The sequence below is a fragment of the Chromohalobacter sp. 296-RDG genome, assembly GCF_029889885.1.
GTDB lineage: Bacteria > Pseudomonadota > Gammaproteobacteria > Pseudomonadales > Halomonadaceae > Chromohalobacter.
On record NZ_JARANY010000002.1, the window covers coordinates 35,419 to 58,348 of the forward strand.

The window sequence follows — 22,930 nt, forward strand, 5'->3', positions numbered from 1 at the left end:
CATCGTTCACTTGCCGTGTCAGGCCTGACCGAGGGTCGCCAGTACCCGTTCGGCAGCGTCCAAGGTGGCCTGGATATCGACCGCCGTATGCGCACTCGACATGAAGCCTGCCTCGAATGGCGAAGGTGCCAGATACACGCCCTCCTTGAGCATGCCCAGGAAGAAGTGCCGGAAGGTATCGGCATCGCAGGCAGTGGCCTGGGAGAAATTATCGACGCGCCGCTGGGCCGTGAAGAAGACCCCGAACATGCCGCCCGCGCGCTGGGTGATCAAATCCACGCCGGCCGCCTCCGCACGGGCTTCCAGACCATCGCACAGCGTCGCCACGCGTTCGCCGAGCGCATCATGGAAGCTCGGTTCACGAATCTTCTCGAGCAGCGCAATCCCCGCCGCCATGGCCAGTGGATTGCCGGCCAGCGTACCCGCCTGATAGATCGGCCCTAAAGGCGAGACTTGCTCCATCAGCTCGCGCGCCCCGCCGAAGGCACCGACCGGCATGCCACCACCGACTATCTTGCCCAGGCACGTTAGGTCCGGGGTCACGCCGAAATGTGCCTGAGCACCGCCCAGTGCGACGCGAAAACCGGTCATCACCTCATCGAAGATCAGTACGCTGCCATGGGCATCGCACACCTCGCGCAGGCCCTTTAGGAAATCGGGCTGCGGCGGGATGCAGTTCATGTTCCCCGCCACCGGCTCGACGATGATACCGGCGATTTCATCACCCAGACGCGCGAAGCAGTCGCGCACCGCCTCGAGATCGTTATAGGGCAACGTCACGGTATGTTCGGCGAGAGAGGCCGGCACGCCGGGCGAACTGGGTTCGCCATGCGTCAGCGCACCGGAACCGGCCTTGACCAGCAGCGAGTCGGTATGCCCGTGGTAATTGCCTTCGAACTTGACGATCTTGTCGCGCCCGGTATATCCACGCGCCAGGCGAATCGCCGACATGGTGGCCTCAGTGCCCGAATTGACCATGCGCACCATGTCGATGGACGGCATGATCTCGCAGATCAGCTCCGCCATGCGTGTTTCGATGGCAGTCGGAGTGCCGAAGGACACCCCATCGTCGAGTCGCGCGCGTACCGCGCCCAGCACGTCGGGATCGGCGTGACCGGTAATCAACGGCCCCCAGGAACCGACATAATCAATGTAGCGCTGGCCTTCGACATCGTAGAGATAAGCGCCCTGGGCGCGCTCCACGAATACCGGTGCGCGCTCCATACCCTTGAAGGCACGCACGGGTGAATTCACACCGCCGGGGATGTGACGGCAAGCCTGCTCGAAGAGTTGTGCGGACGTGGTCATGACTTCCTCTGGCTGTGTCTGGCTAGAAATGTGGATAACTCTCTGGACAGGTCGAACAACTCTCCGCTCGAGCCTGTGGATAATTTATCGGTGTGCCGCATCGCCGAGACTCGCCTGCAATCCCTTGATGGCGATGGAAGGATCGTCGGCGCCGAAGACCGCATGCACCGTGGCCAGCAACTCCGCGCCGGCCTCCCGGGCTAGACGCATAGTGTGGACGTCGAGCCCGCCGATCGCCACACGCGGCAGGCCGAAACGCGCTGCGTCGCCGAGCAGCGTCAAGGGCGCTGGTGGCGCCTCGGGCTTGGTGCGCGAGACGAAGAAACGCCCGAAAGCCAGATAACTGGCGCCTTCGGCCGCCGCGCGCTCGGCCAGATCCAAGCGTGCGTGGCAGGTCGCGCCGATGATCGCTGTAGGTCCCAGGGCCTCGCGCGCAGCATCCAACGCGCCATCCTGCTGCCCCAGATGCACCCCGATAGTGGTGCCGAAACGCGCGCCCAGTCTCACCGCCAGGGCAATATCATCATTGACGATCAGTGGGACCCCGGCATCGTGGCAATATCCCGCCAGGGTCGCGGCCTGGCGCCAGCGCTTGTCGGCATCCACCGACTTGTCACGGTATTGCAGAAGCGCCGGCTCTGCGCTCAAGGCGCGCTCGCACGCCGCAAACAAGCGCTCATCGTCTGGCAAAAGCGTCGCATCGGTAATGGCGTAAATGCCGCGCGTCCAGTCCGCCGTCATGTCGCCTCGCTCTCGAAGGGCGGCAATCGCCACAAGCGATCGGGTAACGCTTGGCCATGCCCGGGACGTTGCGCATGCACCAGGCTATCCCACGCCACTCGCTGGGCCTGGCTGCAAGCCTCAATCAAGGATTCGCCACACGCCAGGCGCGTAGCAAGCGAAGCTGCCAGGGTACATCCCGACCCATGATAGTCACCCGCTAGCCGCGGCCAGCGCCATTGGCGACTATTGTCGGGGGTATACAGGGTGTGGACAACCTCATCGCGCACGAACGTCTCATCTTCCCAAGCATCAGCACCAGTGACCAGAATCGTCTGCGCGCCCAATGACATAAGCTCCACCACCCGGTCGACCTCGCTGCCGGAAGCCGTACTCAGACACGCCAGTTCCTGGCGATTGGGCGTCAGGATATCCACTAGCGAGAGCAGACGTTCACGGAACATCGGCACGCCGTCGTCGGGCGCCAGTGCGCTGCCACCACCGGCACGCATCACCGGATCGACGACCAATGGTAAATGGGGATGCGCGCTCACCACGGCGATGACCGCCTCGAGGGACGCACTATCGGCGATCAGCCCCACCTTGATGGCGCTGATTTCGATATCCGCGAACAAGGCCTCGCAGGCGCTTTCGATACTCTCGCGCGAACATGGCATGACGCGCTGTACGTCACGCGTGGTCTGCACCGTCAGCGCGGTGGGTACGGTCAACGGCCAGCCTCCGCAGGCGCGGATGGCTTCGGCATCGGCGGTAAGCCCCGCCCCACTGGTGGGATCATGCCCCGCAAGCACCAGCACCGCCGGCAATCTTGGCGTCGCCATCAAAACGGCTGGAACACGACGAGCAGGACGATAGCCAGCAGCAGCACAATGGGAATGCCATTGAAAGCCTTGAAGAATGACGCGCTCTTATGACAGCGCGAGGCCGCGAATCGCTTGAGGTAGGCCAGACACACATGATGGTAGCCGATCAAACATGCCACCAGTAGAAGCTTGACATGAAACGAGCCATTACTCATGACGCTCGGCACCAGATAGATCAGCAGCCCGCCCAGAACGATCACCGCGATCATCGCCGGCAGCATGATGCCCTTGTAGAGACGCTGCTCCATGGTCAGAAAATAGCCTATTGCCTGTTCATCGCCATGATCACGCGCCTGGGCGTGATAGACGAACAATCGGGGGAGAAAGAAAAGCGCCGCGAACCAGGTCATGACGGCAACCAGATGCAGCGATAAGATCCAATGATACATGGCGATTCCTTAATGCGAGTCCGATATTCTTGCTGACAATGCCCCGGAGCAATGCAGGGGTCATTTATTACGGTAGTAGTTCTCGATGGCGTCGCGGGTGATGATACCCGAAATCTTGCGGATCAGCGGCGCCGTGGTATGTTCGACGTAGAGCGCATCGACGCCATATTTATTGAGTTGCTCGAAGGCCTCCGAGAGCGTTGCCTGCAAGGAAATGGGCGCCAGATCGACACGCTGACCAGGGATTTCCAGCAGGTCGAAGCGGAGTTCATCCTGCCATTTTTCGTCGAGCATGAGCCTCGCCAGCCCGGCGGCCTTGAGCCCCACCGGGGGTTTGTCGTTCTCGCGCGAGACCACCAGCCAAGTAGGTTTGCCGGCCAGCAGTTCCTGAGCCTGGGCCCGCGACAACACGCGCGGTGCCCGCGCCACGCTACGTTCCATGACGGCGGGCACCGCGATCCTTGACAAGGCTTGCATCAACGGGCGCTGCAAGGGATGCAGACCCTGACTATCGAGCGTGGAGATGAAAAAACCCGAGCAGTGATACCCCTGACGCGCCACCAGCACCGCAATGACCACCGCCAGCATGCCCGGCAGCAAGATGCTCGAATTGTGCGTCAACTCCAGAAGCGCCATCAACGCTGCCAGGGGCGCCTGCAGAATGGCGCCCATCATGGCGGCCATGCCCAGCAGCGAGAACACCGCTGGTGACGAGGCCAGCTCCGGCATCAGCGTGGCCCACAACAGCCCGCACAACGTGCCCAGAGCCGCCCCCGCCACCAGAATCGGCCCAATGATACTCACGGGGATCCCGAAGGCGATGGCCAGTGCCGTCAGCGCCAGCTTGCCGAGCGCCACGGCGATCAGCACATCCAGCGCCGGCTGGCCGACGAGCATGCGCTCCAGCGAGTCGTAGCCCATCCCCTGAACTTGGGGATACCAATAAGCCAGTGCCGCTACGGCCACACCCACTGCCAGGAAGCGCCCCCACATGGGTAGGCGTACTTTCCACGCCGCAGGCCTGGCAAGACGCACGAAGCCGCCGGCCACCAGCCCGATCAACAAGGCTGTAACGGCAATCCAGGGCAAGTCGAACAACGAGGCCAGTTGCACGCTAGGCACCGAGAAAGCGGGTTGGGAACCGTAGACCAACTGCGAAACGACGGCACCGGTGGTCGAGGCCAGAATAACGGGCATGAAACCGGTGATGGTGTACTCCATCATCACCACTTCCATGGCGAAGATGACGCCGGCAATCGGCGTATTGAACGATGCGGCAATGCCCGCCGCGGTGCCGCACCCCACCAATACACGCAGGCTGTTGTGGGGCAGCCGCATGATCTGGCCGATCCAGCTCGACGCCGCCGCACCGAGATGAATGGCGGGCCCCTCGCGCCCTGCGGACAGACCACCCAGCAGGGCCACGAGTCCTACCCACCACTGGGTGATCCAGTTGCGTAGCGGCATCTTGCCCTGATGATAGGTCAACCGTTCGATGACATGACCGATGCCGATCTTGCCGGCGCTCGTCGGCATGCGCCACAGCCACAGGCCAATCAGCGCCACGGCGATCAACGGCAACACCACGCGAAGCGGTACTGCGAGTCGCTCGAAGGCCTCGGGGTCGCCATCAGGCATGAAGGCCAACGCCCCAAACTCCAGTGCTCCCCGAAAGACGACCATCAGGCCGCCGGTCAGAAGCCCCGAGAGAACACCCAACACACATAACTGTGGCAACGCATCAACACTTGCCAAGCGGCGACGAAAAGCTTCCATACTGGGCCACTTGAACGGTGGTCGAAACCGACGCGAAGGCACACCGTATCTCCCATGAACGGATAATTTCACCGAGGTCGTGGCACGCGGCATGGCCACACCCCGGCATCGCCATGGCAACCTGACATGGCGTATTTCCTATCATACACCTTAGCGAAGGACGGTAGGCAGCACTCCAGCGCAATATAAAGTTGACCGTTTTGCTTGGTTTTCACGATAATGGGAAGCCATATGCCACACGATGGATTTAAGGAGGTCACCCATGAGCGGGGCTGAATCGTTCGTCCCGGTACCCATGTACTTGACCGATACCGCTGCCCAACGTCTGGGCGTATTGGTCGAGGAAGAGGGCAAGCCGGGTCTCAAACTGCGTGTCTATGTCACCGGTGGAGGCTGCTCGGGCTTCCAGTACGGCTTCGATTTCGCCGAGAATGTCGGCGACGAGGATACCGTCATCGAACATGGCGGCGCGTCGATGATCATTGATGCACTCTCGTATCAATACCTGGTCGGCTCAACGGTAGATTTCGAGGAAAGCCTCGCCGGAGCGCGCTTCATCATCAAGAATCCCAACGCCACGTCCACCTGCGGCTGCGGTGCCTCATTCGCCGTCTGAGCAGTCCTGCAGCGCCTCGGGCGTCCGCCACGCGGATGCCCCCTCTTTGCTCCCTTTCGCGTTCCCCTTCCTTCACTTGACGCCCCCACTGGGACTCGTCAATGTAGGGTCGGTCCCATCAACAACAGCAAACGGGGAACGCTATGAAACACTTGCCACTATATCTACCACTACGTCTTTCCGCCCTGGTTCTGGCACTCGGTACCAGCGGTGCCGCCCTCGCCCAGGATACGCCTACGCTCGCCGTGGCGACCGATCCCAGCTTCGTGCCCTTCGAGATGATGGACGAAGATAGCGGCGAAATGGTCGGTTTCGACATCGACATCATCAACACCATCGCCGATCGTGCCGGCTTCGACATCGATCTCAACACCATGGACTTCAACGGCATCATCCCCGCCGTGCAGACCGGTAACGTCGATATCGCCATCGCGGGTATCACCATTACCGACGAGCGCGGTGAGATCGTTGATTTCTCCGATCCGTACTACGACAGCGGTCTGCGCATCCTGGTCCCCAGCGGCAACGACGACGTCGAGGAACTCGACGACCTCGAAGGCATGCGTATCGGCACCAAGATCGGCTCCACGAGCTACGACTACCTTCAGGAAGAACTTGGTGACGACGCCGAAATCACCCCGTATCCCGGCAGTTCCGACATGTACATGGCCCTCATGGGCGGCAGTGTCGACGCCGTATTCTACGATGCGCCCAACGTCGGCTACTTCGCCGAGACCAAGGGCAAAGGCAAGGCCAAGGTGGTCGGGCCACTCTATGAAGGCCAGCAATACGGCATCGCGTTCGCCAAGGGCAGCGAATGGGTAGAACCCGCTAACGAAGCCCTCAGCGAGATGCGTGAAGACGGCACCTACGACGATATCTACGAAAAGTGGTTCGGCAAGGCGCCTGACGCCGAATAAATACGACGATCCTTCAGGGGCCGGGTGATCCATGCACCCGGCCCCTTTTCATGGCTCATCATCCACCGTAAGCGTCGTCGCCTCAGCGCGCACGTACGTCGAGGCACGGCCCTGGAGACACCTTCGTGGACGTCACTTTCCAGTTCGACTGGCAGGCAGCCATCGCCTCCCTCCCGCATCTTCTCACTGGTATTCCCTGGACCTTGCTGATCTCGTTCGGCGGCCTCGCCATCGGCTTTCTGATCGGCATCATCTTTGGCCTTCTACGCATCAGTCCGCTGCGCTTGCTACGTTGGCCAGCCACGGTCTACATCGAGATCTTCCGCGGCACGCCGGTACTCGTGCAAGTGCTGTTCATCTTCTATGGCTTGCCGCAACTCCTCGGCGGCCCGATCAACGCCGTGGTTGCCGGTATCGCTGCCATCGCCCTCAACGCGGGTGCCTATATTTCGGAAATCGTGCGTGGCGGCGTGCAATCCATCGAAAAGGGCCAGCGCGAAGCCGGCTTGTCGCTGGGCCTGTCGCGAACCGATACCTTCCGCTACATCATCTGGCCCCAGGCGCTACGCCGCATGATCCCGGCGCTCGGCAATCAGGGCATCGTCAGCATCAAGGATACCTCATTGTTCTCGGTCATCGGCGTGGGCGAGTTGGTGCGTCAGGGCCAGGTCTATATCGCGACCACCTTCACCGCGCTCGAGGTCTATTTGATGGTCGCCTTGCTCTATCTGGCGATCACCCTGAGTCTCTCTTTCGCCTTGCGCCTGCTCGAGCGCAAGGGCCTGGTTGGACAATGAGGCGCCTATCATGAATGACAGTCAGCAAGATGCCACCGCTCCGATCGTCACGATGGAGAAGGTCAACAAGTATTTCGGCAGCCTGCACGTAATGCAGGATATCGATCTCGAGATCACCGCCGGCGAGGTGGTTGTCATCGTCGGTGCCAGCGGCTCCGGCAAATCGACACTCATCCGCTGCATCAACGGCCTCGAGGAGTTCCAGTCAGGGCGCATCGTCGTCGATGGCAACGAACTCACACCGCACGGCAAGGGCGGGAAATCGTTGCAGACCATCCGCACCGAAGTCGGCATGGTCTTCCAGCAATTCAACCTGTTTCCCCACTTGTCGGTGCATGCCAACGTGACACTGGCCCCGGAGAAAGTACGCGGGCTCGACAACACCAAAGCCTGGGAAATCGCCGATCGACTGCTCGAACGCGTGGGTATCAGCGATCAAGCCGACAAGTATCCCGGGCAGCTTTCCGGAGGGCAGCAACAACGTGTCGCCTTGGCTCGCGCATTGGCCATGGAACCGCGTCTGATGCTGTTCGATGAGCCCACCTCGGCTCTCGACCCGGAAATGATCGGCGAAGTACTCGATGCCATGCGTGAACTGGCCAACGAGGGCATGACGATGATGATCGTGACCCACGAAATGGGCTTCGCACGCGAGGTCGCTGACCGCGCCATCTTCGTGCACGGCGGCCGTATCGTCGAACAAGGCACGCCACAGGAAGTCTTCGATCGCCCCCAACACGAACGCACTCAAGCTTTTCTCTCTCGCGTTCTCAAGCATTAGCTTTTTGTTCAGATAGCGCTCCCACCTCACGATCATGCGGCGACCTCCAAGGGTCGCCGCGCTTCATTCTGTCTTCACAGGGCAATTTTTTTCCTGTGCATAACTTCGATGTCACAACCCCCTCATTTTTGTCACCAGCCCCGTCATGCTGGGATTAAGAGACAATACCGCTAAATGTTGACCAGTATGAGCAGGAATCCGGTATGCGCCTGGGGATAAGTGGTGCACGATCTGACGTGTGGATAAGCCCCACTTCCATCCACAGGCCATCCCCCGCTCCCGCGCAAGCTATTTGTGTTTTTTCCGACCAGGGATGAACAGCGTAAAAAGCTATCAATACTCGATTTTTTTCACTTATCCCCAGATTTCGCCGAGACCAGTAATAACAACAACAACAGAACTTCTTTTAAATTCTATATTGTTATTAATAAGAGACCCGATGACGAACCAATCCACTGGCAATCCATGTGTGGAAAACCCTGACGGTTACTCACAAGGGGTTTATACTGTCCGACTATTTGCCAAGCTTCATCGCCTGACGATGAGACTTGCCGACATGCACGACCGCAGTCATACGCTGCGATTCGAGGTGTAACGTGGATTACCCAGACCGCTTTGATGTCATTGTCATCGGCGGGGGCCATGCGGGGACCGAAGCCGCATTGGCTGCCGCTCGCATGGGCTGTCAGACGCTATTGCTGACGCATAACATCGAGACGCTCGGCCAGATGTCCTGCAATCCCGCCATCGGCGGGATCGGCAAAAGCCATCTGGTCAAGGAAATCGATGCCTTGGGCGGCGCCATGGCGCATGCCACCGATCTCGGCGGCATTCAGTTTCGTGTACTCAATTCCCGCAAGGGTCCCGCCGTGCGTGCGACTCGGGCCCAAGCCGATCGCGTCCGTTACAAGGCTGCGATTCGCAGCCAACTGGAAAACCAGTCGCATCTGACACTCTTCCAACAGGCCGCCGATGACCTGATCGTCGATGGCGACACGGTCCGCGGCGTCGTCACTCAGACGGGGATTCGCGTCTTCGGCGAAAGCGTGGTGCTATGCACCGGTACCTTCCTCGGCGGTGTTATCCACATCGGGTTGGATAATCACTCCGGCGGGCGTGCCGGGGATCCGTCTTCCAACGCTTTGTCACAACGCCTGCGTGCCCTGCCGTTCAACGTCGATCGGCTCAAGACCGGTACGCCACCACGTCTGGACGCCAAAAGCGTGGATTTCTCGGTACTCGATACCCAGCCTGGCGATACGCCGACGCCGGTGATGTCGTATCTCGGCAATCGCGAGCAGCATCCGCGCCAGATGAACTGCCATATCGCGCATACCAATGCCCACACCCACGAGATCATTCATGCCAATCTCGAACGCTCGCCGATGTATTCCGGCGATATCGGGGGGGTCGGACCGCGCTATTGCCCGTCCATCGAAGACAAGGTGAACCGCTTTGCGGACAAGTCGAGTCACCAGATCTTCGTCGAGCCCGAAGGCCTCGATACCCACGAGCTCTATCCCAACGGGATTTCGACCTCGCTGCCCTTCGACGTGCAGTTCCAGGTGGTCCGTTCGATCAAGGGGTTCGAGAACGCACACATCACCCGTCCAGGTTATGCCATCGAGTATGATTTCTTCGATCCACGCGACCTGCGTCATTCGCTGGAAACCAAATTTATCCACAACCTGTTCTTCGCCGGTCAGATCAACGGCACCACCGGCTACGAGGAAGCGGCTGCCCAAGGCTTGCTGGCGGGACTCAACGCTGCACGACGCGCCCAAGGACAGGATGCCTGGACGCCGCGTCGCGACGAGGCATATCTCGGGGTACTGGTCGATGACCTGATCACCATGGGCACTCAGGAACCGTACCGCATGTTCACGTCGCGGGCCGAACATCGCCTGTTGCTGCGCGAGGACAACGCCGATTTGCGTCTCACCGAGATCGGGCGGGACCTGGGACTCGTCGATGACGAGCGCTGGCAGCGTTTTTCCACCAAGCGCGAGGCCATCGCCCGAGAATCCGAACGTTTACGGGACACTTGGGTGCAGCCCCAAAGCGAACTTGCCAAGCGTCTCGCTAGCAAGCTCGACAAGCCCTTGGCACGTGAATACCGACTGGCGGATCTAATCAAGCGGCCCGAACTGACGCATGCCGACCTCGACGACGACGCCCCCACGCTCGATCCCAGCGTCGCCGACCAGGTTCAGATCCAAGCCAAGTACCAGGGATACATTGCGCGCCAGCAAGACGAGATCGAGCGTCTGCGTCGCCATGAGACACTGCGTCTGCCTGAGGATCTGGACTACGCACGCATCGATGGCCTATCCAACGAGATCCGTCAGAAGCTCGAAGCTGCGCGGCCTGAGACGCTGGCACAAGCAGGACGTATCTCTGGGGTCACCCCGGCGGCCGTGTCACTCTTGCTGATTCATCTCAAGAAGCGTCGCCTGATCGATGAACAGTCCCTCCAGGCGGCCAATGCATGACCCCAGCTTGTGAAACGCGTCTCGATACCGGCCTCGCTGCGCTCGGGGTCGAAGTCGATGCGATGGCCCGTAAGCGCCTGTTGGCGTTGCTCGCGTTGTTGCACAAGTGGAACCGTGCCTATAACCTCACCGCGGTACGCGATCCTGAGCAGATGGTCACCCGCCATCTGCTCGATAGCGCCAGCATAGCGGCGACCGTGCGCGGTCCTTCGTTGCTTGATGTTGGTGCGGGCGCCGGGTTGCCTGGCCTGGTATTGGCGATACTCGATCCACGCCTGGCGGTGACCATGCTCGACGGCAATGGCAAAAAAGTACGCTTTCAGCGCCAGGCCGTTCTAGAGTTGGGGCTAAATAACGTCACGCCGGTGCAAGCGCGGGTCGAAAACTTCGAGCATGGCGGTTTCGATCAGATCGTGTCGCGGGCCTTCGCCGATCTGGCGACCTTCCTCACGCTGACGCGCCCCTTGTTGGCCGAGGATGGCGAGTGGTTGGCGATGAAGGGCCGTGATGTGGAGGTGGAGCTTGCCGCCTTGCCGAGCGAGGTGACACTCGTCGAAAACCGCCTGCTGGCGGTGCCGGGCGATGAGGCGCAACGTGTGCTCGTGCGCCTGCGACATAGTTGAATGCCACCAGCGCTGCCGTTTTCGGGCGTTGTCGATAATGGGAGTCGATCGTGACCAAGATAATCGCCTTGACCAACCAGAAGGGTGGCGTTGGCAAGACCACCACCGCAGTCAATCTCGCGGCCTGTCTCGCCGCGCTGGACCGGCGAGTCCTATTGGTCGACCTCGATCCCCAGGGACATACCACCATGGGCAGTGGTGTCGACAAACATGAGCTCGAGGGGAGCGTGCTTGAGGTGCTTCTCGATGGGCGCCGTGCTAGCGAAGTGATTCTCGATTGCCCCGACGCCGGCTATGCCCTGCTGCCCGGCAATGGCGACTTGACCGCTGCCGAAGTCGATCTCCTCGAGCGTGACGGACGTGAGCGCTGCCTGGGCGATGCTCTGGGAAGCGTGGCCGACAGTTACGATGTGGTGATCATCGATTGCCCACCTTCGCTCAACATGCTTACCGTTAACGCCCTGACCGCCGCAGACGGAGTGCTAATTCCTCTGCAATGTGAGTTTTATGCACTGGAAGGGCTCTCGGCACTGCTGGATACCGTCGAGCAGATTCAAACGAACGTGAATCCGGAACTGAGCATTTTTGGCATCGTGCGAACCATGTACGACGCGCGCAACAGCCTGACGCGCGATGTCAGCAAGCAGTTGAGCCAATATTTCGGCGATACCCTGCTCAAGGCATGCATTCCGCGTAACGTACGCGTTGCCGAGGCACCTAGTCACGGCCTGCCGGTAACCAAGTATGCGCGCCTTTCGCGGGGGAGCCAGGCCCATCGGGTGTTGGCCAAGGAACTGATCCGCCGCCTGGCGCTATGATGCGTCCCTGGCGAGTGGGAGACGAATCGAGGAAATACTTATGACGCGCAAACGCGCACTGGGACGCGGCCTGGATGCCTTGATCGGTGCAGGCGCGCGTCAACGCGATGCACTTGGCGATGACGCCATCGATGGCGACGTCGATGGTAACGTCGTGCTGGAACCCGCTCAGGCCTCGGCTGCCAGCGAGGAACAAGAGCAACTGAGGCGCTTGCCGCTGGGACAATTGAGCCGGGGCAAGTATCAGCCACGGCGCGATATCCAGCCCGAGTCGCTCGAGGAACTGGCCGATTCGATTCGTGCCCAGGGCGTTATGCAGCCCATCGTGGTTCGACCGATGGGCGAGTCTCGCTATGAGATCATTGCCGGCGAACGACGCTGGCGGGCGGCGCAGCTCGCAGAGCTCGATGTCATCCCTGCCGTGGTGCGCGAGGTCAGCGACGAAGCCGCCCTCGCCTTGGCGCTGATCGAGAACATCCAGCGCGAAAACCTCAACCCGGTGGAAGAAGCCATGGCGCTGAAGCGTCTGCTCGACGACTTCGAACTCACGCAGCAGCAGGTAGCCGATGCGGTAAGCAAATCGCGCGCGCAAGTGGCGAACCTGCTGCGCTTGTTGAGCCTCGACGAGGAAGTGCAGACATTGCTCGAACGTGGCGATCTGGATATGGGGCATGCGCGTGCTCTGTTGACCCTGCCCGCCGCGCGCCAGCGCAGCATTGCGCGTGAGGTCGTCGAGCGCGATCTAACCGTGCGCCAGACCGAAACGCTGGCCAAGCAGAACGCCAGCGGCAAGGAGGCCGCCAAGTCCACGCCGAGCGCGTCGGGCAATACCGATGTGGCGCGGCTCGAAACGCGTCTCGCCGAACTGCTCGGCGCACCGGTCAAGATCCAGCATGGGGCCTCCGGCAAGGGGCGTGTCACCATTCGCTACACGAGTCTAGATGAACTGGACGGCATCCTGGGCCATATCCAATGACGGGATACCGCCGCGGGATACGCGGCTAGTGTGACAAAATGCCGCAGTCAACGTTTAGCGCGTTAACGTTATTTATCGTCTTTTCGTGCCCCTTTAGTGGTAACGAACTGTCAGATCGCGCTAAATCGGCCCATATTCTGTTGAAGGCCACTAGGCCCTCCCCTATAATCCGCCAAGATTTGTCAGGGTGACGACACCAGCAATAAGAGGACGGCAAGACCGACGCCATGCATAAAACGGCACCGGCCAGGCTCAAGGGCCCACGACTGTTTCCCTTGCTGATGTTGCAGTTGTGCATGGCACTGGGAATGTCGGCACCCACGTTGATCTGGCATACGCCTGAAGCGGCGTTATCGACATTGTCGGGCGGTCTGGTTGCCTGGTTGCCCAACGTCTTTTTTGCCTGGCTGACCTTTCGTCATCAGGGAGCATCGCAAGCGCGCAACATCGTAAACAGTTTCTACCGAGCCGAGGCTGGTAAGTTCGGTTTGACGGCGGCATTGTTCATCGCGGTATTCGTAGCCGTGCCTCCCTCAAACCCCGCTTTCTTCTTTGGCGCTTACGTGGTGACGCAGTTGGTGCACTGGCTGGGACCCTGGCTGTTGCATCGACCGTCGCGCACTTGAACTCGAGGCTTACTCAATGGCAGGCAACAATCCGACGTCTTCGGAGTATATCCAGCACCACCTGCAGAACATGACCTTCGGGTTGCATCCGGAGCATGGGTTGGGACTGGCACATTCCGCGCAGGAAGCCCAGGAAATGGGGTTCTGGGCCATTCACCTGGATACCATGGCCTGGTCGATCGGCCTGGGGATCTTATTCCTGTGGGTATTCCGCATGGTCGCCAAGACCGCGACCACCGGTGTACCGAGTGGCCTGCAGAACTTCGTCGAGATGATGGTCGAGTTCGTCGATAACTCGGTCCGCGAGACGTTTCACGGCAAGAGCAAGTTGATCGCGCCGCTGTCGCTGACGATCTTCTGCTGGATTTTTCTGATGAACCTCATGGATCTGGTGCCGGTGGACTTCCTGCCGATGCTGGCGCAAAAAATCGGTGCCTGGTTCGGGGCCGATCCCGCGCATGTCTATTTCAAGGTCGTACCGACCACCGACGTTAATGCCACGCTGGGCATGTCGCTGGCGGTATTCGCCCTGATCATCTTCTACAGCATCCGTGAAAAGGGCTTATCCGGCTTCGTGGCTGAGCTGACACTGCACCCGTTCAACGCCTCCAATCCGTTCGTCCAGGCCTTGCTGATTCCCGCCAACTTCCTGCTGGAAGCGGTGACACTGCTGGCCAAGCCCGTGTCGCTGGCACTACGGCTGTTCGGCAACCTCTATGCAGGCGAGCTGATCTTCATCCTGATCGCCATGATCGGCTTGTGGCAGTTGCCTCTGCATTTCGCGTGGGCGACCTTCCACCTTCTGATCATCACTCTGCAAGCGTTTATCTTCATGATGCTGACGATCGTCTATCTGAGCATGGCGACGGAAAAGCATTAACCGGTTTTCTCAACCCCAACCCCTTAAACTTTAAAATAGACTGGAGTCAATCATGGAAGCACAAGTTCTGGGCATGACCGCTATCGCCGTCTCCCTGCTGATCGGCCTGGGTGCATTGGGCACCGCCATCGGTTTCGGCATCCTCGGCGGTAAGTTCCTCGAAGGTGCGGCACGCCAACCGGAAATGATTCCGCAACTGCAGGTGAAGATGTTCATCGTCGCCGGTCTGCTCGACGCTGTGACCATGATCGGTGTGGGGATCGCGCTGTTCTTCACCTTCGCCAATCCGTTTGTCGGTTAACTTTGCCGTCTGGCCCATGGGCCACGGTGACATTAACCCCAAACTTGTGATGCGAGAGGTGCTGGCGTGAATCTGAACCTAACCCTGATCGGTCAGGCCATAGCCTTTGCGGTCTTCGTCTGGTTCTGCATGAAGTTTGTATGGCCACCGGTCATGCAGGCGCTGCAGGAGCGGCAAAAGAAGATCGCCGATGGCCTGGATGCGGCCAGCCGTGCGACTCGCGACCTTGAACTGGCTCAGGAGCAAGCAGCTGAGCAGTTGAAGGAGAGTAAGGAGCAGGCGGCCCAGATCATCGAGCAAGCCCATAAGCGGTCAAACCAGATGATCGAGGAAGCGCGTGACAACGCTCGTCTTGAAGGGGAGCGCATGATTGAAAGCGCTCGCGGCGAGATCGAGCAGGAGACGCAGCGTGCTAAAGAAGAGTTGCGGACCCAGGTGGCGACACTCGCCATTCAAGGGGCCGAGCGTATCCTCGACTCCTCCATTGACGAAGCTAAGCATCGTGAGTTGGTCGACAAGCTCGCGGCTGAGCTCTGAGGAGGTGAGGCATGGCTGAAACGTCTACCGTAGCTCGTCCGTACGCCAAGGCGGCGTTCGAATATGCGCGTGATCAAAAGGCGCTTGAAGCCTGGTCCGGACACCTGGCGTCGGCGGCGCAAGCGGTGGCTGACACCGCTTTCAACGCCAAGGTGGTGGGCAACCCGAAACTGTCCCGAGGACAGAAGACCGAGTTGTTGCTCGAGGTTTGTGGAGAACTCGATGAGTCTCTTCGCAACTTTCTCCGTACCGTTGGCTCGCGAGGACGGTTCGCCGCCCTCCCGGCGATCGCCGAGCAGTTCGAGGCGTTGCGCGCTCGAGAAGAGAAGCGGGTGGATGTGACCATCGTCTCCGCCTTCGATCTGGATGCCGCACAGCAGGACAAGCTCGCGACTGCGCTTAAGAAGCGTCTCAACCGCGAAATCTCCATTACCACTCAGGTGGACCGTGCGCTGATGGGCGGCGTGATCCTGCGTGCCGGCGATACCGTCATCGACGGTTCGGTACGCGGTCGATTGAACCGTCTACGCAACGCACTTTCCGCTTGAGTTCGAGGGACATGGCATGCAGCAACTGAATCCTTCCGAGATCAGCGACATCATCAAACAGCGTATCGAAAAGCTGGATGTCGCATCCGAAGCCCGCAACGAAGGTACCGTGGTTAGCGTTTCCGACGGTATCGTGAAGATCCATGGTCTCGCCGACGCGATGTTCGGCGAAATGATCGAGTTTCCCGGCAGCATCTTCGGCATGGTGCTCAACCTCGAGCGTGACAGCGTAGGCGCCGTGGTGCTCGGTGACTATCTGCAGCTCGAAGAGGGCATGACCGCGCAGTGTACCGGTCGTATCCTCGAGGTGCCGGTGGGCCCGGAACTAATCGGCCGTGTGGTCGATGCGCTGGGTAATCCCATCGATGGCAAGGGTGAACTCGGCACCAAGATGACCGACGCGGTGGAAAAGGTCGCGCCGGGCGTCATCACTCGTCAGTCCGTCGATGAGCCGATCCAGACCGGTCTCAAGTCCATCGACGCCATGGTGCCGATCGGTCGTGGCCAGCGCGAGCTGATCATCGGTGACCGCCAGATCGGTAAATCGGCGATCGCCATCGACACCATCATCAACCAGAAAGGCAAAGGTGTTACCTGCGTCTACGTCGCCATCGGCCAGAAGCAGTCGACCATTGCCAACATGGTGCGCAAGCTCGAAGAGCACGATGCCATGGAGCATACCATCATCGTTGCTGCCGGCGCCGCCGATCCAGCGCCGATGCAGTTCCTGGCGGCCTACTCCGGCTGTACCATGGGCGAGTATTTCCGCGACCGTGGCGAAGACGCTCTCATCACCTATGATGATCTCTCCAAGCAGGCCGTGGCGTATCGCCAGGTGTCGCTGCTGCTGCGCCGTCCACCGGGCCGCGAAGCTTATCCGGGGGATGTTTTCTATCTTCACTCTCGCCTGCTCGAACGTGCAGCACGCGTCAATGCCGATCATGTCGAGAAACTCACCAACGGTGAGGTTAAAGGCAAGACCGGTTCATTGACCGCATTGCCGATTATCGAGACCCAGGGCGGCGACGTCTCGGCCTTCGTGCCGACCAACGTGATCTCGATCACCGATGGTCAGATCTTCCTCGAGACCAACCTGTTCAACTCCGGGGTGCGTCCGGCAATCAACGCGGGGCTTTCGGTATCGCGTGTGGGCGGCTCGGCGCAGACCAAGATCATCAAGAAGCTTGGTGGCACCGTGCGTCTAGCCTTGGCGCAGTACCGAGAACTGGCGGCCTTCTCGCAGTTCGCCTCGGATCTCGATGCAGCAACCCGCAAGCAGCTTGAACACGGCCAACGCGTCACCGAGCTGATGAAGCAGAATCAGTATTCGCCGATGTCGGTGGCCGAAATGGCGGTGACGTTGTATGCCGCTAACGAAGGCTTCCTGGAAGATGTCGAGGTCAACAAAGTGCTGGATTTCGAGAAAGCGCTGCAGGCGTACATGAAATCCGAGCATGCCGAACTGATGGACAAGATCAATCAGAGCGGCAAGTACGACGACGATATCCAACAGGGCCTCAAGTCCGGCCTCGAGACGTTCAAGTCCACTCAGACCTGGTGATACCAGATCCGGTGAAAGACCGGGTCGGCAATCCTAGCTGAGCGGCTCGCAAGAGGGTGATATCGAGATGGCAGCTGCAAAAGAAATTCGCTCCCAGATCGGAAGCATCAAGAACACGCAGAAAATTACCAGTGCCATGGAGATGGTGGCTGCGTCGAAGATGCGCAAGGCGCAGGAACGCATGACGGCCAGCCAGCCATACGCCCAGTTGATTCGGCGCGTGGTAAGCCATATTGCCAAGACCAATCCCGAGTATCGTCATGAGTACATGATCGAGCGCGAGGTCAAGCGCGTAGGGTATATTGTGGTCTCCAGTGACCGTGGTCTGGCGGGTGGCCTGAACGTCAGCGTGTTCAAGGCCGTGACGCGTGAAGCCAAGTATTGGCACGAAAAGGGCATCGAGGTCGATTATGCGGCCCTTGGTTCTAAAGCCAATGTGTTCTTTCGTAACCATGGCGGCAATCTGGTGGCGGGCAAGAGCGGTCTGGGTGAAGCCCCGGCCGTCGATGATCTGATCGGGAGCGTTAGCGTCATGCTGAAGGCCTTCGATGAGGGACAACTGGATCGGCTTTATGTGGTGCACAACGAATTCGTCAACACCATGACCCAGAAGCCGGTCGTACGTCAGTTGCTCCCTCTGCAGGCGCCAGCGGACGACGATGAAGAAGAGACACGTGCCAGCGGCAGCTGGGACTACCTGTATGAGCCGGACGCCAAGACCCTGCTCGATCATTTGCTGGTGCGCTATGTGGAATCACAGGTGTACCAGGCCGTGGTCGAGAACGTGGCCTGCGAGCAGGCGGCGCGGATGATCGCGATGAAGAACGCGACCGACAATGCCGGCAATCTGATTGATGATCTGGAGTTGGTCTATAACAAGGCCCGTCAGGCCGCGATCACCCAGGAGATTTCAGAGATCGTCGGCGGCGCCGCCGCCGTATGACGACGCAGGTCCCACCGAGGCTGCCCACGCGGGTTGCCTCGGGGCCCAGGCGAAGCAGGTTTCATTTGCAGGTATTAGAGGAACCAACATGAGCGGACGTATCGTACAAATCATCGGCGCGGTGATTGACGTAGAGTTTCCGCGGGACGATGTGCCCAAGGTCTACGACGCGCTGAAGGTCTCCGACACCGAGACCATCATGGAAGTACAGCAGCAGCTGGGTGACGGCGTCGTGCGTGCCATTGCCATGGGCACCACCGAAGGCCTCAAGCGTGGCCTCGACGTCGCCAATACGCAGGCGGCGATTTCGGTACCGGTAGGCACGGCCACGCTGGGACGCATCATGAACGTGCTTGGCGAGCCTATCGACGAAGCCGGTGAAATCGGTGAAGACGAACGCATGCCGATCCACCGCAAGGCGCCGGGCTATGCTGATCAGACAGCTTCCGAAGAGCTGCTGGAAACCGGTATCAAGGTCATTGATCTGGTGTGCCCGTTCGCCAAGGGTGGCAAGGTCGGCCTGTTCGGTGGTGCCGGCGTCGGCAAGACTGTCAATATGATGGAGCTGATCCGCAACATCGCCACCGAGCACAGTGGCTATTCCGTCTTCACCGGGGTGGGGGAGCGTACTCGCGAGGGTAACGACTTCTACCACGAGATGCAGGAATCCAACGTTCTCGACAAGGTCTCGCTGGTCTATGGCCAGATGAACGAGCCGCCCGGGAACCGTCTGCGTGTGGCCCTGACCGGCTTGACCATCGCCGAGAAGTTCCGTGATGACGGGCGTGACGTGTTGTTGTTCGTCGACAACATCTATCGTTATACCCTGGCAGGCACCGAGGTGTCGGCGCTGCTGGGCCGCATGCCGTCCGCGGTGGGCTATCAGCCGACGCTGGCCGAGGAAATGGGCGTCCTTCAGGAACGCATCACCTCGACCAAGTCAGGCTCCATCACCTCCGTGCAGGCGGTTTACGTACCGGCGGATGATTTGACCGATCCGTCACCGGCGACCACCTTCTCGCATCTGGATGCCACCGTGGTATTGGCGCGTTCCATCGCCGAGTTGGGTATCTACCCGGCGATCGATCCGCTGGATTCCACCTCGCGCCAGCTCGATCCGCTGACCGTGGGCGAACAGCACTACAACACCGCGCGCGGTGTGCAGGGCGTGTTGCAGCGTTACAAGGAGCTCAAGGATATCATCGCCATCCTGGGGATGGACGAGTTGGCCGATGAAGATAAGCTGACCGTGGCACGGGCGCGCAAGATCCAGCGCTTCTTGTCGCAGCCGTTCTTCGTCGCCGAGGTGTTTACCGGGGCACCCGGCAAGTACGTCTCTCTCAAGGAGACTATCCGCGGCTTCCAGGGTATCCTCGACGGTGAGTACGACGAACTGCCTGAACAAGCCTTCTACATGGTTGGCACCATCGACGAAGCTGTCGAGAAAGCCAAAAACATGAAGTAAGGTCACGCCCATTCGGGAGTGGTAGGGACGGCGCTATTGCGCGCCGTGCCCGACGCTTCCATGAACGAGGAGATAGCGATGGCTAGCTTCCAATGCGACATCGTCAGCGCCGAGAAGGCCATCTTCTCCGGCAACGCCGAGCAGTTAGTGGCGGCCGGCGTGTCGGGCGATCTGGGTATTCTGCATGGTCACGCACCGCTGCTTACCGAGCTCAAGCCGGGGCCGATACGCGTGACGCGCGAAGATGGCGAGGAAGAAGTGTACTTCGTCACCGGCGGTTTCCTGGAGGTTCAACCGGAGGTGGTGTCGGTACTGGCCGATACGGCCACGCGGGCGCACGATCTCAATGAGGCTGCCGCCGAAGAGGCTCGTCAGGAGGCCTTGAGGGCCATGGGCGACAAGCAGTCCGATCTTGACTACACCCGGGCGGCCGCCGAGTTGGCGGAAGCCGTGGCACAGTTGCGGACCATCCAGCAGCTGCGTGAGAAGGGCGGTCGAGGCTAGGCGTCGCACGAGATGCCGCAATCATGAAGGCGACCCTTGGGTCGCCTTTTTCGTGGGCGGCACCGAGACATGACGCATGTCGCTTGGTAGCGCCTTCCGCCCGCCGTAGAATACGCCTATCTTCTTCAAGAGATGCATAGGGACGACAGCGATGACGTTAGACGTGGTGATACTTGCCGCCGGCCAGGGAACGCGGATGCGTTCGGCCAAGCCCAAGGTCCTGCATCCGTTGGCGGGTAAGCCGATGGTGACGCATGTGCTGGATACCGCTGAGCAATTGGGTGCGACGCGTACGCACGTGGTGATCGGCCACGGTGCCGAGCAGGTCGAGACCGAGCTCGGCGGCCGCGAGGTGCGTTTCGCCCTGCAGGCCGAACAGAAGGGCACCGGTCATGCCGTGGCCCAGGCCCTGGAGAACATGGGCGACGGCAAGGTGCTGATCCTCTATGGTGATGTCCCGCTGATCCGGGCTGAGACCTTGGCGGCATTGCTTGCCGAGGTGGATGAGACCCGCCTCGGCCTTCTGACTGTTGAATTGGCCGATCCCAGCGGTTATGGGCGGATCGTGCGCGATGAAGAAGGTCGTGTTACGGGCATCGTCGAACACAAGGAGGCCAGCGAGGCCCAGCGCGCTATCACCGAATGCAACACCGGCATCGTCGCCGCCACCGGAGCGCAGCTCAAGCGCTGGTTGCCTCGGCTCTCCGCCGAGAACGTTCAGGGAGAGTATTACCTGACCGACATCTTCGCCATGGCAGCGGCCGAAGGTATCGATATCGCCACGGCCGCGCCTGCTTCGGCGCTGGAGGTCGAAGGCGTCAACAACCGTGTGCAGATGGCGGCCTTGGAGCGCGCCTATCAGCGTGACCGGGCCGAGCGTCTTCTGACTGAAGGCGTGGCGCTGGCCGACCCCGCGCGTTTCGATGTGCGTGGCCGCCTCGATTGCGGACATGATGTCTTCATCGACGTGGGCTGCGTGTTCGAGGGTGAGGTAACGCTCGGCGATGGCGTCAGCGTGGGCCCCTATACGCTGATCCGCGACAGCCATATTGCGGCGGAGACGGTCATCGAGGCGCATAGCATCATCGACGGCGCCGAGGTGGCATCACGCGCCCACATCGGGCCCTTCGCGCGCTTGCGTCCCGGCACGCGCCTGGCCTGCGACAGCAAGGTGGGCAACTTCGTCGAGACCAAGAACGCTGACGTTGGTGAAGGTAGCAAGATCAATCATTTGAGCTATGTCGGCGATGCTCGGCTGGGGCGTGGCGTCAATGTCGGTGCGGGCACCATCACCTGCAATTACGACGGCGCCAACAAGCACCGCACCGAGATCGGCGACGATGTCTTCGTGGGCTCCAATACCGCCCTGGTGGCACCGGTATCGCTGGGCGATGGCGCCACGGTCGGGGCCGGCTCGACCATCAACAAGAATGTCGATGCCGGGGCCCTGGCGGTAGCACGCCCGCGTCAGACTACGCGTGCGGGCTGGCAGCGGCCTCGTAAGCCTTCCTGAGTATCGAACGGCGGCGCTCGCGTCCCAGGGAGCGTCGCCCTTGGCATGACGTTGTTCATCGCGGGTGGAGGATTTTTCTCCTCGCCGCCGGGCGGCGCTTGACCGAAGATATTAAATCGCGTTTTATAAGCGTATTGTTTCGTTTCGGAAGATATATCTTTCGTGAATAAGGATGATATGCCCAAACGCGATACTGCCCAGCGTCGCCATGCCATGCTGGCCTACGTGAATGAGCAGGGTGAAACCAGCGTCGACACGCTCGCCCGCCACTTCGTAACCTCCGAAGTCACCGTGCGTAAGGATCTCGCTACTCTGGAGAAGAGTGGCCTGCTATTGCGCCGCTTCGGTGGTGCCGTACCCCTGCCCAGCGAGATATTGACCGAGGCCAATTCTCCGCTTTCGCCTCGAAAGATAGCGATCGCGCGGGCGGCGAGTGCGCGTATCCGTGCTCACAATCGCATCATCATCGACAGCGGTACCACCACCTCAGCGATGATCCCCGAACTGGGCGGACGCGAGGGGCTGGTCGTGATGACCAATGCGCTGTCGGTCGCCAATGCCCTGCGCGAGGTGGAGCCCGAGCCGGCGATCCTGATGACCGGCGGTACCTGGGACCCGCACTCCGAATCCTTCCAGGGTCAGGTCGCCGAGCAGGTGTTGCGTTTCTACGATTTCGATCAATTGTTCATCGGTGCCGATGGTATCGACCTGGGGCGCGGAACCACCACCTACAACGAATTGCTGGGGCTATCGCGGGTGATGGCCGAAGTCGCGCGCGAAGTCGTGGTGCTCGTCGAATCCGACAAGATCGGTCGGCGCATCCCCAATCTGGAACTACCGTGGGAACGGATTCATACCCTGATCACCGACGAGGGACTCGATGCGGATGCCTGTCGACACATCGAGGCACAGGGCATCGCCGTCATCCGCGCCGCGGTCAACGAATGAAGAC

Annotated in this window: 24 protein-coding genes; 19 read left to right on the plus strand and 5 right to left on the minus strand. The window is 60.4% G+C overall.

Translation table 11 applies throughout. The features are described from left to right. Positions 1-18: 18 nt before the first annotated feature. The 5 genes from hemL to OP495_RS01485 all read right to left on the minus strand — a co-directional run bounded on the left by hemL (position 19) and on the right by OP495_RS01485 (position 5,077). Entirely contained in the window at positions 19-1,308 is a 1,290-nt protein-coding gene (gene hemL, locus OP495_RS01465; protein ID WP_280566686.1) for a glutamate-1-semialdehyde 2,1-aminomutase, read from the minus strand. Positions 1,309-1,392: 84 nt separating this feature from the next. After that, positions 1,393-2,049 carry a thiamine phosphate synthase gene (gene thiE / locus OP495_RS01470; protein WP_280562410.1) on the minus strand — a complete coding sequence of 219 codons (657 nt, stop codon included), beginning with the start codon at positions 2,047-2,049 and terminating at the stop codon, positions 1,393-1,395. Further along, positions 2,046-2,870 (minus strand): hydroxymethylpyrimidine/phosphomethylpyrimidine kinase, encoded by an 825-nt coding sequence (locus tag OP495_RS01475; RefSeq protein WP_280566689.1) that lies wholly within the window; start codon positions 2,868-2,870, stop codon positions 2,046-2,048. The genes thiE and OP495_RS01475 overlap by 4 nt, the downstream gene beginning before the upstream one ends. After that, positions 2,870-3,301: a CopD family protein gene (locus OP495_RS01480; protein ID WP_280562412.1), complete on the minus strand. Its 432-nt coding sequence runs from the start codon at positions 3,299-3,301 to the stop codon at positions 2,870-2,872. Before OP495_RS01480 ends, OP495_RS01475 begins: the two co-directional genes overlap by 1 nt. 60 nt (positions 3,302-3,361) lie before the next feature. Then, a complete protein-coding gene (locus OP495_RS01485; RefSeq protein WP_280562413.1) occupies positions 3,362-5,077 on the minus strand; it encodes a chloride channel protein in 1,716 nt (571 codons plus the stop codon). Positions 5,078-5,339: 262 nt separating this feature from the next. Here OP495_RS01485 and erpA point away from each other — a divergent pair, with 262 nt between their 5' ends. From erpA to OP495_RS01580, 19 genes are all read left to right on the plus strand, one after another. Next, a complete protein-coding gene (gene erpA / locus OP495_RS01490) occupies positions 5,340-5,693 on the plus strand; it encodes an iron-sulfur cluster insertion protein ErpA (RefSeq protein ID WP_280562414.1) in 354 nt (117 codons plus the stop codon). Positions 5,694-5,836: 143 nt separating this feature from the next. Then, positions 5,837-6,613, plus strand: a complete 777-nt coding sequence (locus OP495_RS01495) for a transporter substrate-binding domain-containing protein (protein ID WP_280562415.1) — start codon at positions 5,837-5,839, stop codon at positions 6,611-6,613. A gap of 125 nt (positions 6,614-6,738) precedes the next feature. Continuing rightward, positions 6,739-7,410 (plus strand): amino acid ABC transporter permease, encoded by a 672-nt coding sequence (locus OP495_RS01500; protein WP_280562416.1) that lies wholly within the window; start codon positions 6,739-6,741, stop codon positions 7,408-7,410. 10 nt (positions 7,411-7,420) lie between these two features. Further along, positions 7,421-8,191 carry an amino acid ABC transporter ATP-binding protein gene (locus OP495_RS01505; RefSeq protein WP_280566691.1) on the plus strand — a complete coding sequence of 257 codons (771 nt, stop codon included), beginning with the start codon at positions 7,421-7,423 and terminating at the stop codon, positions 8,189-8,191. Positions 8,192-8,787: 596 nt separating this feature from the next. Continuing rightward, positions 8,788-10,683, plus strand: coding sequence for a tRNA uridine-5-carboxymethylaminomethyl(34) synthesis enzyme MnmG (gene mnmG, locus OP495_RS01510; protein ID WP_280562418.1), 1,896 nt, complete (start codon positions 8,788-8,790; stop codon positions 10,681-10,683). Further along, positions 10,680-11,306 carry a 16S rRNA (guanine(527)-N(7))-methyltransferase RsmG gene (gene rsmG, locus OP495_RS01515; protein WP_280566692.1) on the plus strand — a complete coding sequence of 209 codons (627 nt, stop codon included), beginning with the start codon at positions 10,680-10,682 and terminating at the stop codon, positions 11,304-11,306. The genes mnmG and rsmG overlap by 4 nt, the downstream gene beginning before the upstream one ends. 50 nt (positions 11,307-11,356) lie before the next feature. After that, on the plus strand, positions 11,357-12,124 hold the full coding sequence (locus OP495_RS01520; RefSeq protein WP_280566694.1) for a ParA family protein: 768 nt from the start codon (positions 11,357-11,359) through the stop codon (positions 12,122-12,124). A 40-nt stretch (positions 12,125-12,164) separates the two neighbouring features. Then, positions 12,165-13,100 carry a ParB/RepB/Spo0J family partition protein gene (locus tag OP495_RS01525; protein ID WP_280566696.1) on the plus strand — a complete coding sequence of 312 codons (936 nt, stop codon included), beginning with the start codon at positions 12,165-12,167 and terminating at the stop codon, positions 13,098-13,100. A 227-nt stretch (positions 13,101-13,327) separates the two neighbouring features. After that, positions 13,328-13,726 (plus strand): ATP synthase subunit I, encoded by a 399-nt coding sequence (locus tag OP495_RS01530; protein WP_280562422.1) that lies wholly within the window; start codon positions 13,328-13,330, stop codon positions 13,724-13,726. Between the two features lie 16 nt (positions 13,727-13,742). Then, the gene (gene atpB / locus OP495_RS01535) at positions 13,743-14,606 is read left to right on the plus strand and encodes a F0F1 ATP synthase subunit A (RefSeq protein WP_280562423.1); all 864 of its coding nucleotides are present in this window, start codon (positions 13,743-13,745) and stop codon (positions 14,604-14,606) included. Between the two features lie 52 nt (positions 14,607-14,658). Next, the gene (atpE, locus tag OP495_RS01540) at positions 14,659-14,907 is read left to right on the plus strand and encodes a F0F1 ATP synthase subunit C (protein WP_011508579.1); all 249 of its coding nucleotides are present in this window, start codon (positions 14,659-14,661) and stop codon (positions 14,905-14,907) included. A gap of 66 nt (positions 14,908-14,973) precedes the next feature. After that, complete coding sequence (locus OP495_RS01545) at positions 14,974-15,444, plus strand: F0F1 ATP synthase subunit B (protein ID WP_280562424.1); 471 nt, start codon at positions 14,974-14,976, stop codon at positions 15,442-15,444. A gap of 11 nt (positions 15,445-15,455) precedes the next feature. Further along, positions 15,456-15,992 (plus strand): F0F1 ATP synthase subunit delta, encoded by a 537-nt coding sequence (locus tag OP495_RS01550; protein WP_280562425.1) that lies wholly within the window; start codon positions 15,456-15,458, stop codon positions 15,990-15,992. Between the two features lie 16 nt (positions 15,993-16,008). Continuing rightward, positions 16,009-17,553 (plus strand): F0F1 ATP synthase subunit alpha, encoded by a 1,545-nt coding sequence (atpA, locus tag OP495_RS01555; protein WP_280562426.1) that lies wholly within the window; start codon positions 16,009-16,011, stop codon positions 17,551-17,553. Positions 17,554-17,620: 67 nt separating this feature from the next. Continuing rightward, complete coding sequence (gene atpG, locus OP495_RS01560) at positions 17,621-18,496, plus strand: F0F1 ATP synthase subunit gamma (RefSeq protein ID WP_280562427.1); 876 nt, start codon at positions 17,621-17,623, stop codon at positions 18,494-18,496. A gap of 88 nt (positions 18,497-18,584) precedes the next feature. Next, positions 18,585-19,961, plus strand: coding sequence for a F0F1 ATP synthase subunit beta (atpD, locus tag OP495_RS01565; RefSeq protein WP_280562428.1), 1,377 nt, complete (start codon positions 18,585-18,587; stop codon positions 19,959-19,961). A 78-nt stretch (positions 19,962-20,039) separates the two neighbouring features. Next, positions 20,040-20,465: a F0F1 ATP synthase subunit epsilon gene (locus OP495_RS01570; protein WP_280562429.1), complete on the plus strand. Its 426-nt coding sequence runs from the start codon at positions 20,040-20,042 to the stop codon at positions 20,463-20,465. A 151-nt stretch (positions 20,466-20,616) separates the two neighbouring features. Continuing rightward, positions 20,617-21,978 (plus strand): bifunctional UDP-N-acetylglucosamine diphosphorylase/glucosamine-1-phosphate N-acetyltransferase GlmU, encoded by a 1,362-nt coding sequence (gene glmU / locus OP495_RS01575; protein WP_280566697.1) that lies wholly within the window; start codon positions 20,617-20,619, stop codon positions 21,976-21,978. A 162-nt stretch (positions 21,979-22,140) separates the two neighbouring features. After that, complete coding sequence (locus OP495_RS01580) at positions 22,141-22,926, plus strand: DeoR family transcriptional regulator (RefSeq protein ID WP_280566700.1); 786 nt, start codon at positions 22,141-22,143, stop codon at positions 22,924-22,926. Positions 22,927-22,930: the final 4 nt, after the last annotated feature.

Coding starts and splice junctions, on each gene's coding strand:
- OP495_RS01475 (WP_280566689.1), bottom strand. CDS start 2,870: ATGGCGACGCCAAGATTGCCGGCGGTGCTGGTGCTTGCGGGGCATGAT.
- OP495_RS01480 (WP_280562412.1), bottom strand. CDS start 3,301: ATGTATCATTGGATCTTATCGCTGCATCTGGTTGCCGTCATGACCTGG.
- atpD (WP_280562428.1), top strand. CDS start 18,585: ATGAGCGGACGTATCGTACAAATCATCGGCGCGGTGATTGACGTAGAG.
- hemL (WP_280566686.1), bottom strand. CDS start 1,308: ATGACCACGTCCGCACAACTCTTCGAGCAGGCTTGCCGTCACATCCCC.
- thiE (WP_280562410.1), bottom strand. CDS start 2,049: ATGACGGCGGACTGGACGCGCGGCATTTACGCCATTACCGATGCGACG.
- OP495_RS01550 (WP_280562425.1), top strand. CDS start 15,456: ATGGCTGAAACGTCTACCGTAGCTCGTCCGTACGCCAAGGCGGCGTTC.
- atpG (WP_280562427.1), top strand. CDS start 17,621: ATGGCAGCTGCAAAAGAAATTCGCTCCCAGATCGGAAGCATCAAGAAC.
- atpE (WP_011508579.1), top strand. CDS start 14,659: ATGGAAGCACAAGTTCTGGGCATGACCGCTATCGCCGTCTCCCTGCTG.
- OP495_RS01530 (WP_280562422.1), top strand. CDS start 13,328: ATGCATAAAACGGCACCGGCCAGGCTCAAGGGCCCACGACTGTTTCCC.
- erpA (WP_280562414.1), top strand. CDS start 5,340: ATGAGCGGGGCTGAATCGTTCGTCCCGGTACCCATGTACTTGACCGAT.
- OP495_RS01570 (WP_280562429.1), top strand. CDS start 20,040: ATGGCTAGCTTCCAATGCGACATCGTCAGCGCCGAGAAGGCCATCTTC.
- OP495_RS01505 (WP_280566691.1), top strand. CDS start 7,421: ATGAATGACAGTCAGCAAGATGCCACCGCTCCGATCGTCACGATGGAG.
- rsmG (WP_280566692.1), top strand. CDS start 10,680: ATGACCCCAGCTTGTGAAACGCGTCTCGATACCGGCCTCGCTGCGCTC.
- OP495_RS01525 (WP_280566696.1), top strand. CDS start 12,165: ATGACGCGCAAACGCGCACTGGGACGCGGCCTGGATGCCTTGATCGGT.
- OP495_RS01485 (WP_280562413.1), bottom strand. CDS start 5,077: ATGGAAGCTTTTCGTCGCCGCTTGGCAAGTGTTGATGCGTTGCCACAG.
- glmU (WP_280566697.1), top strand. CDS start 20,617: ATGACGTTAGACGTGGTGATACTTGCCGCCGGCCAGGGAACGCGGATG.
- OP495_RS01495 (WP_280562415.1), top strand. CDS start 5,837: ATGAAACACTTGCCACTATATCTACCACTACGTCTTTCCGCCCTGGTT.
- atpB (WP_280562423.1), top strand. CDS start 13,743: ATGGCAGGCAACAATCCGACGTCTTCGGAGTATATCCAGCACCACCTG.
- atpA (WP_280562426.1), top strand. CDS start 16,009: ATGCAGCAACTGAATCCTTCCGAGATCAGCGACATCATCAAACAGCGT.